15 protein-coding genes are annotated in these 16,094 nt (G+C 73.0%); 11 read left to right on the top strand and 4 right to left on the bottom strand.

Annotation, left to right across the window (positions count from 1 at the left end):
- Nucleotides 1–125: 125 nt before the first annotated feature.
- Genes OHS33_RS35835 through OHS33_RS35850 form a run of 4 tightly spaced genes read right to left on the bottom strand, consistent with a single transcriptional unit; the run spans nucleotide 126 to nucleotide 3,977 of the window.
- The gene (locus OHS33_RS35835; protein WP_330334607.1) at nucleotides 126–737 is read right to left on the bottom strand and encodes a class I SAM-dependent methyltransferase; all 612 of its coding nucleotides are present in this window, start codon (nucleotides 735–737) and stop codon (nucleotides 126–128) included.
- Complete coding sequence (locus OHS33_RS35840) at nucleotides 734–2,020, bottom strand: nucleotidyltransferase family protein (RefSeq protein WP_330334608.1); 1,287 nt, start codon at nucleotides 2,018–2,020, stop codon at nucleotides 734–736. The genes OHS33_RS35835 and OHS33_RS35840 overlap by 4 nt, the downstream gene beginning before the upstream one ends.
- Nucleotides 2,017–3,021: an aminotransferase class I/II-fold pyridoxal phosphate-dependent enzyme gene (locus tag OHS33_RS35845; RefSeq protein WP_330334609.1), complete on the bottom strand. Its 1,005-nt coding sequence runs from the start codon at nucleotides 3,019–3,021 to the stop codon at nucleotides 2,017–2,019. Before OHS33_RS35845 ends, OHS33_RS35840 begins: the two co-directional genes overlap by 4 nt.
- The gene (locus tag OHS33_RS35850; RefSeq protein WP_330334610.1) at nucleotides 3,018–3,977 is read right to left on the bottom strand and encodes a hypothetical protein; all 960 of its coding nucleotides are present in this window, start codon (nucleotides 3,975–3,977) and stop codon (nucleotides 3,018–3,020) included. Before OHS33_RS35850 ends, OHS33_RS35845 begins: the two co-directional genes overlap by 4 nt.
- A 443-nt stretch (nucleotides 3,978–4,420) precedes the next feature.
- Between OHS33_RS35850 and OHS33_RS35855 the strand changes: the two genes are divergently transcribed.
- The 11 genes from OHS33_RS35855 (at nucleotide 4,421) to OHS33_RS35905 (ending at nucleotide 16,057) form a co-directional block, all read left to right on the top strand.
- The gene (locus OHS33_RS35855) at nucleotides 4,421–5,698 is read left to right on the top strand and encodes an MFS transporter (protein ID WP_330334611.1); all 1,278 of its coding nucleotides are present in this window, start codon (nucleotides 4,421–4,423) and stop codon (nucleotides 5,696–5,698) included.
- Nucleotides 5,695–7,257: a hypothetical protein gene (locus OHS33_RS35860; RefSeq protein ID WP_330334612.1), complete on the top strand. Its 1,563-nt coding sequence runs from the start codon at nucleotides 5,695–5,697 to the stop codon at nucleotides 7,255–7,257. Before OHS33_RS35855 ends, OHS33_RS35860 begins: the two co-directional genes overlap by 4 nt.
- A 1-nt stretch (nucleotide 7,258) precedes the next feature.
- Nucleotides 7,259–8,125 (top strand): hypothetical protein, encoded by an 867-nt coding sequence (locus OHS33_RS35865; protein WP_330334613.1) that lies wholly within the window; start codon nucleotides 7,259–7,261, stop codon nucleotides 8,123–8,125.
- On the top strand, nucleotides 8,118–9,170 hold the full coding sequence (locus OHS33_RS35870) for a phytanoyl-CoA dioxygenase family protein (RefSeq protein ID WP_330334614.1): 1,053 nt from the start codon (nucleotides 8,118–8,120) through the stop codon (nucleotides 9,168–9,170). Before OHS33_RS35865 ends, OHS33_RS35870 begins: the two co-directional genes overlap by 8 nt.
- Nucleotides 9,167–10,174, top strand: a complete 1,008-nt coding sequence (locus OHS33_RS35875; protein WP_330334615.1) for a PLP-dependent cysteine synthase family protein — start codon at nucleotides 9,167–9,169, stop codon at nucleotides 10,172–10,174. The genes OHS33_RS35870 and OHS33_RS35875 overlap by 4 nt, the downstream gene beginning before the upstream one ends.
- On the top strand, nucleotides 10,171–11,046 hold the full coding sequence (locus tag OHS33_RS35880) for a hypothetical protein (RefSeq protein WP_330334616.1): 876 nt from the start codon (nucleotides 10,171–10,173) through the stop codon (nucleotides 11,044–11,046). The genes OHS33_RS35875 and OHS33_RS35880 overlap by 4 nt, the downstream gene beginning before the upstream one ends.
- A 49-nt stretch (nucleotides 11,047–11,095) precedes the next feature.
- A complete protein-coding gene (locus OHS33_RS35885) occupies nucleotides 11,096–11,911 on the top strand; it encodes a hypothetical protein (protein ID WP_330334617.1) in 816 nt (271 codons plus the stop codon).
- A 10-nt stretch (nucleotides 11,912–11,921) separates the two neighbouring features.
- Complete coding sequence (locus tag OHS33_RS35890; RefSeq protein ID WP_330334618.1) at nucleotides 11,922–12,704, top strand: hypothetical protein; 783 nt, start codon at nucleotides 11,922–11,924, stop codon at nucleotides 12,702–12,704.
- The gene (locus OHS33_RS35895; RefSeq protein ID WP_330334619.1) at nucleotides 12,701–14,074 is read left to right on the top strand and encodes a PLP-dependent transferase; all 1,374 of its coding nucleotides are present in this window, start codon (nucleotides 12,701–12,703) and stop codon (nucleotides 14,072–14,074) included. Before OHS33_RS35890 ends, OHS33_RS35895 begins: the two co-directional genes overlap by 4 nt.
- A gap of 185 nt (nucleotides 14,075–14,259) precedes the next feature.
- Complete coding sequence (locus OHS33_RS35900) at nucleotides 14,260–15,363, top strand: hypothetical protein (RefSeq protein ID WP_330334620.1); 1,104 nt, start codon at nucleotides 14,260–14,262, stop codon at nucleotides 15,361–15,363.
- Nucleotides 15,364–15,439: 76 nt separating this feature from the next.
- Nucleotides 15,440–16,057: a GNAT family N-acetyltransferase gene (locus OHS33_RS35905; protein ID WP_330334621.1), complete on the top strand. Its 618-nt coding sequence runs from the start codon at nucleotides 15,440–15,442 to the stop codon at nucleotides 16,055–16,057.
- The last annotated feature ends 37 nt before the right edge of the window (nucleotides 16,058–16,094 follow it).

The following is a 16,094-nucleotide window of genomic DNA, read 5'->3' on the forward strand; positions in this document are numbered from 1 at the left end:
GGCCGGATCCGGACTCCGGTATCGGATGGGGCGATGAGGTTCCGGGCATGCGACTTCCTTATGTCGTGCGACCGTTGCCGTGTGCCGTGTGCCGTGTGCCGTGTGTGCGGTGCGCGGTGATCCGTTCAGGCGGTGCCGTGGGGCTTCACCACGAGCGTGGTCACCCAGGCCCGCAGCTCGGCGTCGTCAGTGGCGAAGGGCAAGGCCCGCAGTCCCGCGTCGTCGAGCGCCGCGATGACCTCACCCTCCGCGTAGCGGACCATCAGCCTCGGCACTTCCCCGAGGTACGGATCGAGTTCGACGCGCTCACCGGAGCCGCGCTGCACCCCGATGACGGCGTGTCCGCCCGGGCGCAGCACCCGGGAGAGCTCGGCCGCCGCGGCCGGCAGGTCCCGGTGCGGGACGTGGACCCAGGCGGCGACGCACCAGACCGCGTCGGCCACCGAGTCCCGTACGGGCAGCCGCGTCAGGTCGGCGCAGAGCAGCGCGTCGTGGTGCCGCCGGGCGAGCCGCAGCATCGGCAGTGCGATGTCGACGCCGATCACGCTGATTCCCTTGCGGGCGAGGACCGGCAGGTCCCGTCCCGTCCCGCAGCCGACGTCGAGCAGGGTCCCCCCGTCGGGGACGCCGCCCGTCAGCCAGGCCGCGGCGGGCAGCAGCCCGTGGCGGGTCGACGGGTTGGCCCGGTCGTAGGCGTCCGCCAGCCGCTCGCCGTACCAGGCCCGGGCGCCGGTCATGCGGGCACGGAGACGGACAGGCCGGCGTCGCGGAGGGCAGCCACGAGGTCCTGCGGTACGCGGAAGTCGACCGTCGGGATGAAGACGCGGTCGCCGACGGCGACGAGGTCCCCTTCCTTCAGCGACAGCAGCCTGATCGGGTGTTCGACGTCGGCGGTCCCGGCCCCCGCGGGCAGTTGGTGCACCGTCCCGTCCACGGGCACCAGCCGTACGCACTCCCAGCTCACGAGCGGCCCCAGGCGGAAGGCCGGCCGGGGCACCGCCGTGAGCGGGTGGTCGTAGCTGTAGGCGTCGGCGGCGGAGGCCACGATCGCGCGGACCTGATGGGGGTGGTCGCGCAGGGCGATGTCCACGGAGTGGGTGACGGTCTGCGCGATCCGCAGCCGGTCGCCCCCCTCGGGGGTGACCTGGACGTCCTCCTGCGGGCCCGGCGCCGGCTCCAGGCGTTCGAGCGACTCCGTCAGGCCCGCGGGCAGGCCGGTGAGCCGGCGGATCCGGTCGAGGGCGCCGCGCAGGAACGGCAGCAGCCCTCCGTGGTCGAGGAGCGCGTGGATCCGTCCCACGTTGGTCACCAGCGGCACCAGGACGTGCAGGTCGTTGACGGATTTGAGGTCCAGCATGCAGTCGCCGGCCGCGTTCCCGAAGATCGCCGCGATGTCGTCCTCGACCAGGAGGCGTCCGCCCCGGTGCCGGCCCAGCGGCATCGTCCCGCAGTGGCGTACCGAGTACGGTCCGATGTGGAAGTCGACGGCGGCCCGGTCCCGTTCCAGGCGCACCACCCTGACCTGGCCGTACAGCTCTCCCGAAGCGGACTTCTTGAACCAGGGCAGCTCCCACGGGGCGTAGACGTAGCCCATCGGGAGCAGGGTTTCCGACAGGGTCCAGGCGTCTTCGGCGCTGGGCACCCAGATGTCGATGTCTCCCACGTCCCGCAACCGCGGGTCCGGGTAGCTCTGCCGGATGCTGCAGCCCTTCATGGGCGACCAGGTGATGCCGGAGGCGTCGGCGGCGGCCGCGACGGCCTCCAGGAGCGCCGGGATGGTCGCCATCCGGCGGTCCGCCGGCTCCCGCAGTCCGTCGACCAGGCCGAGGAACTTCTCGCTCGCGGTGGAGCGCGGGACTTCCTGGAGCCGGACCCGGGCGGCGCCGGCCACCTTCTGGGTGACCACGAGGTCGGCCAGCGCGGCGAGGTCGTCGGCGCAGCGCTCCACCGCGGCCGCGGCCGCCTGCGGCGGCAGCATCATCAGACCGACGTCGGCAGCGTCCTGCCAGGAGGGGTTCAAAGAAGTCTCCCTTCTGCCCGCACGATGGCGGACCCGATCTCTCCGGCGGCACGGGCACACGCCGCGGCCGGGAGATTGTCGACGTTCACACGGATTGCGCCGGGCAGGTCGAAGTCCCGCCCGGGAGAGACGAAGACCGCCCGGTCGGCGAGTTCCGCGGTGACGTGCGCCATGCCCGCCTCCCCGAGGGCGGGGTGGACGAGGGCGAGGTTGGGGCCTTCGCCGTCGACGGCGTACTTCGCGCAGCCGCCGAGTGCTCCGACGAAGGCGAGCCGGTTGCGGCGGACCAGGGCCCGGCGCCAGTCGATGAGCTCCTGGAGCCCGCCGGCCCGTAGGAACCGCAGCCAGGCGTCCTGCCACAGCGCCACCGGCGAGGCCCCGCGCAACTCCGGTGCCAGCCGGGCGGCAGCGTCGTCGGCGACGGCCCATCCCAGGCGGGCGCCGGGCCCCGCGATCTTGTGGAGTCCGGACACGTAGGCGACGCCGTCGAGCTTCGCCCCCGGGGTGGCCATCCAGGCGTAGCTCAGGTTCTGTACGACGGTGACACCCGATGCGGCCGTGGTGAGCCGGTGGAGCTGCGCATCGGAGAGGGAGTCACCCAGCGGGGAGCGGTACGGCGAGGTGACCCAGACGGCGCACCCGTCGTGGACCGCGCCGGGCAGCGCGTCCCAGGACTCGGAGCGGAAGGTGAGGCCCAGCTGGCGCAGGGAGATCGGCACCCCGGAGAAGGTGGGCGACTCCAGCAGCGTGCAGCAGTGCGGTGCGACGAGTCCCCGCACCGCCGACCGGATTCCCGCGGTGATCACCAGCTTCTCGACCGGTACCCGCTCCCGGTCCGCCAGCAGCTCGCGGAGCTCGACGTTCCCGGAGTGCGCTACGCCCTGGGCGGGTGAGCCGTCCGCCGCGGCTGCCGCGAGGCACTGGGTGAACTGCCGGGCCAGGGCGTTGGGCCACGGTCCCGGCTTGCCGCGCAGGTCGACTTCGCCGGCCGCGCCGCTCATGCGCAGGCCCGGGGCAGGAAGGTGAGGGCGACCAGGATCATGTGCCGCTCCCAGGGCGAGACGAAGAGCCCGGAGCGGGCGAGCGCCGTGGCCACCAGCTCACCGGACCGCTCGGACCAGAGCGCGGGGTCGAGCAGGACGCCGAGCGCCCGCACCAGTTCGGCGCCCACCACACCCGCCTCGGTGAGCGGGGCGGCGATGGTCGGCGGGGCCGAGTGCACCAGGGCGGCGAGCGGACGCAGCCCCGAGCGGACCGCGTCCGGGAGGTCCGGCGGCTTCACGTCGTTCAGCCGTACGGCCAACGCCTTCGCGCCGCGGCGTACGGTCGCCATCAGGTCCTCGGAACCCGGGACGGCGAGGAGTGCGTCGAGCGAGAGCACGGTGGTGATCCGCACGATGGTGCGGCACACGATGTCGTAGGGGTGCGGCTCCTCTCCGGGACATCGCATCCCCCGCAGATCGCCGATCGCGTGGGGGTCCAGCCGGTCGCCCGGGTGCAGGCGGCCCATGACGTCCGGGCCGAACAGCAGTGCGGCGTCCCGGCCGGCGAGCGCGGGGTCCGCGGTGTGCAGCAGGGACATGCAGCGGTGGGAGATCGAGCCGGCCTCGCGCAGCGCGTCGGGCTGCCGTGTCCCGTGCGGGCTGGGCCCCTTGGCCTCGTCGAGGATCGCCGGGACGTCCTGGCCGGGCGGCCCCGCGACCGCCACGGCGACGTTCATGTCGAGCAGGGGCAGGGAGCGGCCGAGGGTGGACGCGATCCGGGCCCGGCCGGCCTTGAGGACGTTGCCTTCGTAGAGGGCGGCCATGGTGGCGTTCGTGGCGTTGACGACGGTGAAGGCGCAGACGTGCAACCCGCGGTCCGCCAGGCGTTCGGCCAGGGCCGGCCAGGCGCCGGTGATGAACAGGTCCGGTGTCAGGACGGCGATGCCGAGCCGGCCACCGGCCGTTGCGGTCATCGGTGACCCCGGGTGGGCGGGTGCGGGAGTAAGCGTGCGGGGAGCGCGGACGCGGCCCGCGAGGCGAAGAGGTGGATGGTGCCCTCCTGTCCGAGGAGCGGCGGGGAGGCCGGCGAGCACACGGGCCGCCGACAACTGCCGGTGAAGTCTGTGGAGTTGCGACAGAAGCTGTCAAGAGCAACGTCAGACGAGGAAACTTTGGCCGACGTTATTGACCGACGCCGCGTCGATGCTATTGGCTTTGCGTCCATCGCACGACATCATCTCCTTCGCACGACGTTGTTTTCGCAAGGATCTCCGTCGACCGGCCCGATAGGCCGCGCAGCCGACGGTTTGTCCGCACTGTGCTGCGGCGCTCAGGACCATCCGCTCTCCAGGACCTGATCAGGGGTGTTCGGAGGCGGGCAAGGGCTTGGCGTCCCCATTTCTCAAGGGGAAACGATATGTCGGCTGTTTTACGGGCCTCCTCGGCGGTGCGCGGACGTCCGGCTGCCGCGTTCGGCTCGATCTTCTTCGTCAACTCGTTCGGCACTGCGCTGTACATGTCAGTTTCGGTGCTCTATTTCACCCAGGTGATCGGGTTCTCCGCGCACCGGCTCGGTGTCGGTCTCTCCGTCGCGGCACTGGTCGGCCTGCTCGGGAGCGTGCCCGCCGGCACGCTGGTCGACCTGCGGGGGTCGAGCACCGTCCTGGTGGTGACGCACCTCGTCCGTGCGGTCGCCTTCACCCTGTACGCCTTCAGCCCCTCCTTCCCCGAGTTCGTCGTCCTGGCGTCGGTCATCGCGGTCGCGGACCGCACGGCTCCGCCGGCCAGCCAGGCGCTCCTGGCCGAACTCGTACCGGCCGCGGAGAGGGTCCCGCTGATGGCCCGGCTGCGGGTGTGGGAGAACGTCGGCTTCGCCTCCGCGCTGGCCCTGTCGGCCCTGGCCCTGGGCGTCGGCGACCCGTCGGTGTACCGCGTGCTGGTGCTGGCGAACGCCGGCTCCTTCGTGGCCGTGGCGTTCGTGGCCTTCGCCCTCAACGGGCGGCGGCGCCCGAACGCCGACGTCACCCAGGTGCGCGCCGCCCTGGCCGACCTCGTCCGGCGCGACCGCCGCTACCTGTACCTGAGCGGTGCGAACGCGATCCTGTCGATGAACGCGGCGCTGTTCGCCATCGGACTGCCGCTGTGGATCCTCACCCGGACGGACCTCCCGCGCTGGGCGGTCCCCGCCACCATGCTGGCCAACTCGGCGATCGTCGTCGCCTTCCAGGTACGCATGTCGAAGCGGGCCACCACCCTGCCGGCCTACGGACGCCTGCTCGCCCTCTCGGGCATCGCCTTCGCGCTCTCGCTGGTGGTCCTCGGACTGGTCACCGACCGTACGACGGTCTTGATGGGGGTCGGACTCGTGTGCGCCGTCGTGGTGTTCACCGTCGGCGAGATGCAGCACGCCGTGGGGGCTTGGGGCAGCTCGCTGGAACTGGCACCCGAGGCGGCGCGGGGCCAGTACCTCGCCGTGTTCAACCTGGGGCTGGGGATCCAGGACGTGATCGGCCCCGTGCTCGCCACGCTCCTCGTGACCTCCGGCACGATCGGGGTGCCCGTCGCCTGCGCCGTCTTCCTCGCGGCGGGAGTGCTCTCCCACCGGCTCCTGTCGGCACCGGAGTCCGCACCCCCCACGCCCGCCGCCGCGCCCGACCACCACCCGGACGCCGTGGAGAGCGGGGAAGCCGCATGAGGGCCGAGGCCGGGACGGCCCCGGCCACCCACGCCGACTGGCTGGCGAGTGCCCCGTGCGGCCCCGCGCTCCGCGCCGAGGCCGCCGACACGGCCGCGGCCCTGAGCTGGCAGCGCCGGGGGAGCGCCACGGCCGTCCGCTGCCGCCCCGGTACCGACGGCGGTGCACTGCTCTGGTCACCCGGTCTGGTGGAGGCCCCGGCCCCACTGCTCAGCTCCCTGGAACACGGGTGCGTACCGGGCCTGCCGGTCCCCGGTACGCAGGACGCCCTGGCGGTCAGTGTGCTGGTGGGCGCCCTCGCGCTGGCCGCGCTCGGCCGTCACGGACGCTGGGACGTGACACCCGGTGGAGCGCCCGCCCCGGTCCTGCCGCAGCACACCGACCGGGCCGAGGTGCTGGGCGCGGTCCTCACCGCGGCCGACGAAGCGGCCGAGGACGTACTGGCGGCGCTGCGCGGCGGTTGTCCGGATCCGGTCCTGCGGGCGGCGCTGCGCCGCGCGTACGTCGCCGCCCTCGCACATCCCCAGCCGGCGCGGTCCCGGGTCGCCCTCCGCCAGGCCGGCGGCGCCGCGGCATCCGTCTGGCTGCTGCCCGACCTGTCGGCGGCCTTCCACGGCACCGACGCGGCCGAGGTCCGGCAGGTGCTGGGCGAGGCGCACCACCGGGTGGGCAAGAAGGCCCTGCCCGCACCGGAAGGCCGCGCCGTGGCCCGTATCCGGCGCAGCACCCACCAGGGCAGGCTGCACCGGATCGACCGGCTGATGGCCGAGTGGGCCGCGCTCGCGGCCGCCGGCGGGTCCGGCACGCACGTGGGAGTCGACATCGGTCTGCTCGCCGCGGCGCTCGGACCGGCACGGAACCTGACGGTCCGGGACGAGGCGGTGTCCGACGGCGCCGCGACGGTGGACCTGTGGCACGCCCTGCGGCGCCATGGCGTGGCCGGCGAGCTGGTCGGCGGCGACCGTTGGTCTTCGATGTGGCTCGTCGAACTGTCCGACGGCGCCGCGGGCGCGCTCGACCACGACGGACGGTGCATCCAGGTCGACGGCTCCGCCCGCGACGTCCTGCCCTCGGCACACCGGCCCAAGGACGACGACCCGGCGGCGGTGCGCCTGGCGGCGGCGGACGACCGGCAGCGCGTCGACTGGGTGACACCGGCGGCCGCCGACTGCGACGGCGGCGACCTGGCCCTCGGTTTCCGGACCCGCGACGTCTTCGACGTCGACCCGGAGCGTGCGCACCTGGTCCGCGTCTGCGGCCTCCTCTACCGGCGATTACGACCGGACGTGGACGCCGACTCGTACTTCTCGGACGAGGACATCGCGCTCGCGATCGACCGGCTCGGCGCCGGCCTGGCCGACGGCGGCGTCCTGGTCGTCGGCAGCGTGACCGACACGGCCGACGGCCGGCGCCGGCACACCGACGTGGACGTCTTCCAACGGTCGCGGGACGGCCGGCTGCGGCACTGCCACCGGTGGGGGCGCGGTGTGGGACCGGCCGTCGGACTGACGAGCGGCGTGGCGGGAGCCGACGCCGAGACGGACGGGGGGTGGGTGTGACATGTACGTACTCGGACACCTCATCAGCGCACACGCATCGGGTGCGTTCCCGGAGATCGACCTCCGGCGCGGCGAGCACGCGATGACGGTGATGCTGCCCGACCTGCTCAGCTGCCACGACTGGGGCTACCACAAGGCCTGGGCGATCGCCGGGGCGGGGGAGCGCTCCGATCTGGTCCTGGCCCACATGCTGGGGGACGCCGTCGTCCACTACGGCGCCCGGTGGCAGGGGCTGGAGCGCAAGAGCGGCTGGGCCTACCTGCGGATGGGGCTGGTGGCACGCCGTTACGACGCCTTCTACGAGTACGCCGAGAGCCGCGGCTGGCGCTACGGCGGCCTGGCGTGGGACAGCCGGCGCGGCTGGGCGCACACGATGGTCGAGTACTCCATCGACCAGTGGATCGCCGACCGCATGGACGTGTCAGCGCTGTTCGAGACCGTGCGCACGTCCGCGGACGACACGGCGGTGGACCTCGGCTGGGTGCACGCGCTCATCGACCAGCACGTCATCACGCCCCAGCGCCCCGTCGAATGCCAGCCGTACCGGTACTGCGGCGCCCTGTCGCGCTCCCGGGAGCCGGACGAGCTCCACCTGCGGGGGCTGGCGGTCAAGTTCCAGATCGCCGAGACGCCGGAGAGCATCGCGTGGCTGCGGGGCTGGCTGCGCGAGATCTGGCGCACCGTCGGCGACGAGGAGATGCGGGACGTCCTCACCTCCCTGTCGGACGTGACGGCGGACCCCGTCGGCTTCGGCTACCCGCTGGAGATCGCCGCGTACGCGCAGGGCCCGGGGCCCACCCCGCACCGCTGGGCGGGGCCGGTGGTGCCGGGCGCCCGGCACCTGACCGAGGAGAAGACCCATGGCTGATGCGTACGATGCCGGTCACGGGAAGCGGTCGGCCGCGTCGGCGGCCGCCGGCGGTACCCCGGCCCGGCCGAGGGCCGCCGACTTCGACAGCACCGGCCTCCCGCCCGGGCAGTTGGCCGAGCGGATGGCCACGGACAGCTTCCTGTACTTCCGCGGGCTCCTGGACCGCGGCGAGGTCCAGGACGTGCGACGACAGGTGGTGCACAGGCTCCAGCTCGTCGGCTGGCTCGCCACCGGCACCGATCCGATGCTGGCCGTGCCCGGTGAGACGGCGCACCACGACCGGGGCGTCATCGGCGACCGCAGGGTCCGGGACGCCGGATGGCGGGAGGGGTACACCGCGGTCCAGTCCCTCGAAGCACTGCACCGGCTCGCCCACAGCCCCGCCCTGGTCGCGGCCGTCGGCTCCCTCCTCGGCGCGAAGGTGCTGGTGCACCCGCGGAAGATCGCCCGGATCTCCTCGCCCGCCATCGAGTTCCCGACGCCGCCGCACCAGGACGCGCTGTTCAACCAGACGCCGGCCGACGTCCTCACCGCATGGATCCCGCTCGGCGACTGCCCCGACGACCTGGGCTCCCTGCGGGTGCTGCGCGGCAGTGCCAACCTCGGCCTGCTGCCGGTGTCACCCGCCCACGGCCTCGGGGGAGAGGCCGTACAGCTCCCCCCGACCCACCAGGAATGGGTCGGGGACGACTACCGCAGCGGCGACGTGATGCTGTTCCACAGCCGCACCGTCCACATGACCCCGCCGAACCGGGGGAACGTCCTGCGGCTCTCGATCGACTGCCGCTTCCAGTCCTCCGAGGAGCCGGTGAAGCTCGCGGCGCTCCTGCCCCACGGGTTCGCCGCAGGCCAGTTGCCGAGCTGGGGCAAACTGACCGAGAAGTGGTCCACCACCCGCTGGGTCGAACCGGACACGCCCGTACAGGTGCGCGCCGTCACCACGGGTACCACGGAAAACCCGCCGCGCCTGGTCCGGGACCCCGGCCCCGTGGCGGCGGGAGAGCCCTCCGCCGACCGATGTACGGGCACGGGGAGCCGATGACCACGCCGCCCGGAACACTCGTGAACAGCGCGGCCGCGCGCATGGTCGGCCGCACACCGCTGGTGGAGCTCGCCGCGATCGGCGCCGGTCTGCCGCACCGCATCCTGGCCAAGTGCGAGTTCCTCAATCCGGCCGGTTCCGTCAAGGACCGGATCGGGCACCACATCATCCGCCGTGCCGAGGAGGAACACCTGCTCTTACCCGGTAAGAGCACGCTGGTCGAGGCCACGGCGGGAAACACGGGAGTCGCCCTGGCCTGCGCCGCGGCCGGCCGCTACCGGGTGATCGTCACCATGAGCAGCAAGATGGGGCCGGACAAAGAGGCCATGATGCGCGCCTGGGGCGCGGAGGTGGTCCGCTGCCCCTACGACGTACCGCCGGAGAGCGCCGAGAGCTTCATCAACACCGCCAGGCGCATCGCCGAGGAGACTCCGCACAGCTACTACGTCGACCAGTTCGCCAACCCGTGGAACCGCGAGGCGCACGAACTCACCACCGGTCCCGAGATCCTCGAACAGACCGGCGGCGAGGTGGCCGCGTTCGTGGCGGGCGCCGGCACCGGCGGGACGATCACCGGCGTCGCGCGCGCCCTCACCGCGGCCGGCTCCCCGGCCAGAGTGGTCCTCGCCGACCCGGCCGGCAGCATCCTGGCGGACCGGCTGCGCGGCGGTCACGAGCCGGGCCACGGCTATGCCATCGAGGGCATCGGCGGCGACTTCGTACCGGACCTCCTCGACCTCGGACTCGTCGACGACGCCTGCGAGGTGAGCGATGCCGAGTCCGTCGCGATGTGCCTGCGGCTCCAGACCGAGGAGGGCCTGTGGGTCGGCGGGTCGTCGGGCACGGCCGTGGCCGCTGCCCTGCGGCTGGCCGTGACGCTGCCCGGGCCCCGCTCGAACATCGTCGTCATGCTCCCCGACGGCGGATCCCGCTACTCCTCCACCCTCTTCAACCCCAGTTGGCGCACGCAGCGCGGCTTCGTCAGTGAGGACCCCGCCCGATGACCACCGGTACCGACCGCCTCTCGAACGACCTCCGGAAAGCGGAGGAGTACGCAGCGGAGCTGGCCCTGAAGGACGGCGAGACGCTGATCCTCACCGGCTCGGCCACCCTGCCCTTCGAAACCCGGGGCGGGGATGTCGACCTGGTCCTCGTCACCCCGTACGAGGAGCGGTACTTCGGGTTCGCGCAGAGCCGCGAGCGCGAACGGGAGACCGAGCAGGCGGCCAACGAGTTCGCCATCAGCTACCTGCGGCTCCCCAACGGCGAGGAGCTGGACATCGAGGTCTGGCCCGAGCGCCGCCTCCTCGCCGCCGCTGAGAAGTTCCGCACCGGGATCCGCGACATCGAGGAGGTCGAGGCCGACTTCACCCGGGTGGGCGGGCTGGACGTGAAGGTGGGGACCGACCTGTTCCACGCCGTCGGCTGGGGAGTGCCGGTCGCCGGCACCGAGGCCTTCGAGCACCTCCACGGCCGCATCCCGTGGCCGGCGTACCAGGCCTTCAAGCGCGACGCCGTGCTGGTGAACGTACGGGACGCCACGAAGGGCATCCCCGCCAGCCTGCGGGACGAGAGGCCGGACGAGGCCTATCTGAAGCTGTGCTGGGCCGCGGACAGCCTCCTCGACGCGATGGTCTTCCACACCGGCCACTCGATCACCCGCTGGAAGTGGCGGCTGCGCTACCTCTCCCTGCTGCCGGCCTGGGTCGACGACTGGTACCGCGGGATCCGCTTCCGTCCCGTGCTGGAACCGGCCGATCTCCTGCGCCACGTCGACGTACTGAAGAACACGTTCGAGACCTACGCCGAGCGGCCGCCGCACGCCCTTGAGCGACCGGTCCGTGGCGGCCGCTCCGCGAGCGAACCCCTCGCCTGAGCACACGCCAGCACACGTCAGCACACGCCATAAAAGGGGGAAGTTTTTCATGGACATCATCGGACACCTGGCGGTCATCGAACACGCCGGTATCCAGGGCGCGGACGTGTGGGAGGACGACGCGGTCCTCGCACTGTTCCCGAACCTCGCGCACTGCCACGAGTGGGCCTACAAGGTGCTCCGCAGCGCGGTGGCGCAGCGGGAGGAACCGGAGATACCGCAGAGCCGTGCCGCGAGGCTGATAGAGGGGCACATCATCACCGACTGGGTGATCCACTACGGCCCCCGGCTCACCCCCGACCTCCAGCGGATCGGATGGGCCTACAAGGAGATGCACAAGGCCACGGAGCGGATGGACGAGTTCTTCGACCAGGCCCTGGCCATGGGCCTGACCGACCGCGACCCGCGGCAGCACGACACCAGGGAGCACCTTGAGCGCGACTTCGGCCACACCTCGGTCGAGTGCGCCCTCGACTTCAAGGTCGGCGGCCAGGTGGCCGACAGCCACCGCGAGACGGGCCTCAGAAACAGCCTGGCCAGGCTCCACGACCCGAAGTGGGCGGCGGACCTCGTCAAGGACGTGCTCACCGAGACCGACGGGTACACCAAGGAGCCGGACTCGGTCCTCTCCCGGACCATGGCCGAGTACGGCGCATGGGCCGGCAGCATCGCGCACCCCGACGACTTCGCGGCCCTGACGCTGTGCACCCGGTTCGACTGGAACTACGACCGGCGGACCGTCGACTACGTGCTCGACTTCTTGCACGAGGTCGAGCGGGACCTCGACGAGGGCCTGGCCGAGGAACTCGTCGACGAGGTGGTCGCCACGATCGCCGACCCGAAGCTCCTGGCAGCGACGGACTGACGGGGTAGTCGTGACGGTGATCGAGGACACCGACGGGGGCAGGCCCGTCAGGGACAAGGTGCTGGACACCTTCCAGGAACGCCTGGTGGACATCTGGGCACGCGACGGCTTCGGCCTCGCGGACCCGGCCGGGACCGCCGGCCGGATCCGCCGGCTCCTGGACGGACCCGGCTTCGAGCCCGCGGCCCGCGCCCTGGAAGACCTGGGGATCCGCACCACCTGGAACAAGGTCTTCGCGGAGCGCCGCGCGGCGTTCCTCGCCGACTGGCTCGCACCACACGTCCACGGCCGCGTACTCGACGTGCTGGGAGGGGACTTCACCGTGCTCCGGGCCCTGCTGGGGACCGGCCTCGCCGCCCGCGACGTGGTCGGTTGCGAGCGGGCCCGCGCCTACAGCACGGACTGGTCGACGCTGCCCTTCCCGGTTCTCGACCTGGGGCCCGATCTCGCCCTCCCGGCAGGGGAGTTCGACACCTTCCTGATCTGCACCGTGCTGCACCACGAGCCGCGGACGGAGGAGTTCCTCGCGTCGGTGGCCCGGCGCGGGGCCCGACGGTGGGTCGTGGTCGAGAACTGCCTCGACCCGGCGAACGACGAGGAGTTCCACTTCTACGTCGACGAGTTCTTCAACCGCTGCCTGAACACGTTCGACGTACCGTGCGTGCACCAGCACCGGACCGCCGACCAGTGGCGCGAGCTGCTGTCCGGCTACGGGACCGTCGTGCACGAGGAGACCCGGGCCAACGTCCCGGGCATGCCGTTCCCGTACACCCTGATGGTGCTGGACCGATGACCGCGAACGGCACCGGAAGCCACGGGCGTGGGCACGGCGAGCAGGCCGCGGCGGACGGCCGGGAGTACCTCCGGCGACTGGCCCGGGCCGTCGTGCAGGAGTGCCGGGAGGAGGGCGTGGCGACCCCTGACGGTCTGCCCGGCACGGTACTGGAAGCACCTTCCTTCGCCGCGGCGTTCCAGGCCTACGAGTCGGCCGCCGACGAGCTCGCCGGTCACCTCGGCAGGGCCTTCCAGCCCGCGCAGGCGTACCCGTCCATGGAGGCCTTCTGGCGCGACGCGCACGCCCAGGAGAGCGGCGCGAGCCCGAACGCCTACTGGGACAGCTACGAGAACGGCGCGCGCCGCCGCGCCGAGGCCGAGCTGGCCCACGCCTTCGGGACCGGGCAGGCGGTCCTGGTCAACGCCGGGATGTCGGCGCTCGACGTCGCCATCCGTGCCTCGGGCGCCGGCCCCGGGGACTCGGTCCTCGTCCACGACCGCACGTACTTCGAGACCCACGACCTGCTGACCAACGTCTTCGGCCCGTGGGGTCTCGGGGCGGTCCGCGCCGACCTGCGGGACGCACCCGCCACCCGCCGCGTGATCGCCGAGCACGGCCCGAAGCTCGCGGTGGCCGAGCTGGCACTGAACGGCCCCCGCTGCGACGTGCCCGTGCTCGAACCGCTGATCGAGTCCGGGATGCGGCTTCTCCTCGACTTCTCCGCACTCGGCCACGGCGTGCGCCCGGCCGACCTGGTCGAGGGCGCCGATGTCGTCTACGTCGAGTCCGGCATGAAGTACCTGACCCGGCGGACCGGCGCGGGCGTGCTGTACGGCCAAGGCGCCTGGATGGACGACATCCGTGCGGGCGCCCGCCGCACCGGCCAACAGCTCCAGGGACGGGCCCTGCACTGGATCCGCAGGGGCGAGATGCACGACTGCGCACGGCGCGCGGCCCTGCACAGCGCCCGACGCCGGCTGTTCGTCAGTGTCCTGCGGGACCGGCTGCCGGACCTGGTCGTCACCGACGCCCTGTCCGGCGCCGGCGAACGGCAGGACCTGCTGGCCCGGGCCATCCGCGACGGGGCCGACGGGTGCATGGTGTTCGCACGACTGCCCGACGCGGACGCCGCGCGGGCCGAGACCCTGCACCGGGACGTGGTCGCCCGCTGGGCGGCCGGGTTCAAGACCGAGCGGGTCCGCGCCGGCTTCGGCTGGACCGCCACGACCGGCCGGTCCTACGGCCGGGACGCCCTCAACACCGACCTCGGCGAGTGTTTCGTACGGATCAGTGTGGGGATCGAGGATGAGGAAGACATCGTGGAACAGGCCCGCAGCCTCGCCCGGGCGGCCCAGGACGTACTCGGCGGCTCGGAGGCCGGCGCGTGACCGGCGCACCGGGACCGGCATCCGCCACCCCGGGCAGCCGGCGGGGTCCCGCCGCACCGGACGGCCACCGGGGTTCCAGGGCCCCGCGGTTGCCGTGGCCCGAACGCTTCCGCTCCCACGGCGGGGCGGCCAGCCCCGAAGCCAGTCGGGCGAGGCTCCTCGAACTGGCGCGTGAGACCTGGACCGTGACCCGGCTCCTCGCCGCCAGCACCCTGGACGTGGCCGAGTTCGAGGCGAAGCTGGTGCTGGCCGAGGCCGTCCACGCCCTCGCCGAGGTCGCCGCGAGCTGTGAGGAACGGGCCGCCGAGCTGGGTGCCGCGCCGAAGCCGGACCAGCGGCGGGCCACCGACGAGCAGGAGGAGCGACTGGCCGTGGCGCTCGCGACACCGCCGCACCAGCGGCTGGCCGCACTGCCCCGGGCGTGGCTGACTCCGCTCCTCGGGATGTTCGGCACCAGCCCCTTCGACCCGCTCCTCGACGGCCCCTCCGAGCGGGTGCGCCGTCGGGGGCTCAGCGACCTCCAGGACGCCCTCGGCGGGCTCCTCGACGCCGCCGCCCGGCTGCGCCCGGCCGCCGACCAGCCGGCCGTCCCGTCATCCCGGCCGGCCGTGCGCACGGCGCAGCGGCCGACGATGGGGCGGCGCGACGAGCGGTTCGCGACGTTCGAGAACACCCGGGACTACCGCGGCGCGGCCGACTGGCGTGACCTGGGATCCCCGTACGACAACGACCTGCTCGAACTGGTCCGCGTCAACCGGGACGAGATCGACGCACTGGAGACCTTCGCCCTGGCCCTGTTCGACCTGGTGGCCGAGGCCGATCTGGAGTCGCTGCGGCACCTCGCCAGGCTCACCTGGGACGAGGCCAGACACGCGGCCATCGGGCAGGAACTCCTCCATGAGCGCTTCGGCGACCCCTTCGCCTACGAGTGCAGCATGATCGGCATCCGGGTCCGTGGTCAGATGACCGGCTGGCACGCCTGGACCCAGATCACGGTCTTCGGCGAGCTGGGCATCATCGGGCCCATGCGCGCCCTCGAACGCACCGCCCGCCGGCGCGGGGACGACCGGATCGCGCACGCCTTCGGCTTCATCGCCTCCGACGAGACCATGCACCTGCGGGACTCGCGCCGCCTCCTCGACCGCAACCATCCCGCGGGAGGGCTCGCCCGGGCGGCCGATGCCGCCCGGGCCCGCGCCGGCCGGATCCTTGAGGAACTCGGCCTCTACGACGCCGAGCAGTTCGCCCAGCTGGACGAACGGCAGATCTTCGAGCTGCTCGGTGAGTAGCGCGGCCGGGCCTGTCGCCGGGGCAGCACGGGAGTGGACGGCCGCACTGCCCGGCTTCCAGTCCCACCACCGGTCCGTGCTGACCTGGCCGGCACTCATCGAGGGCGCCGGTACGGAGCTGGCGGACGCGGTGTTGCACAGCGGGGCGCGGGTCCTCGCGTTCGGAGCTCCGTTCCCCGACCCGCTCGTCCACGACGTGGCGCACGAGACCGTGACGGTCTGGACCGTCGAACCGGGGGCGCACCCACCAGAGGGCCGGGCCTCGACGGGGACGGGGACGGGGACGCGGACAGCGGCCGGGACAGCGACGGCGACGCCGACGCCGGAGCAGTGGAGCCAGATGGCGGCCCTGTGGCGGGGCACGGGAATCACGGTGCTCGCCGAGAGCGCGCGGGACCACGCCTCGTGGACGCACGCCCGCTGCCTCGACCTCCGCGGGCGCGTCGTCGCCACCGCCTCCGCACAGCAGCTGCCCGGCCCGGTCACCGGCTCCGGGGCCCGCCTCCTGGTCTGCGCGGTCGCCACCTCGGCCGACCACCGCAACCGCGGTGCCGGGGCGCGCTGCGTCCGCGCGGTCACCGCCGGACGGCGGGCCGCCGCACTCGTCGAGGCCGGATCGCCGTCCGGGCGCTTCTTCCAGCGCCTGGGCTGGGCGCCCGCCACGGTCGCGCATCTCTACCGGTACGACTCATAGCCTGGTCCGGCACCGCTCCCGGCCCGGCCGACGGGTC

The organism is Streptomyces sp. NBC_00536, assembly GCF_036346295.1.
Classification (GTDB): Bacteria; Actinomycetota; Actinomycetes; order Streptomycetales; family Streptomycetaceae; genus Streptomyces.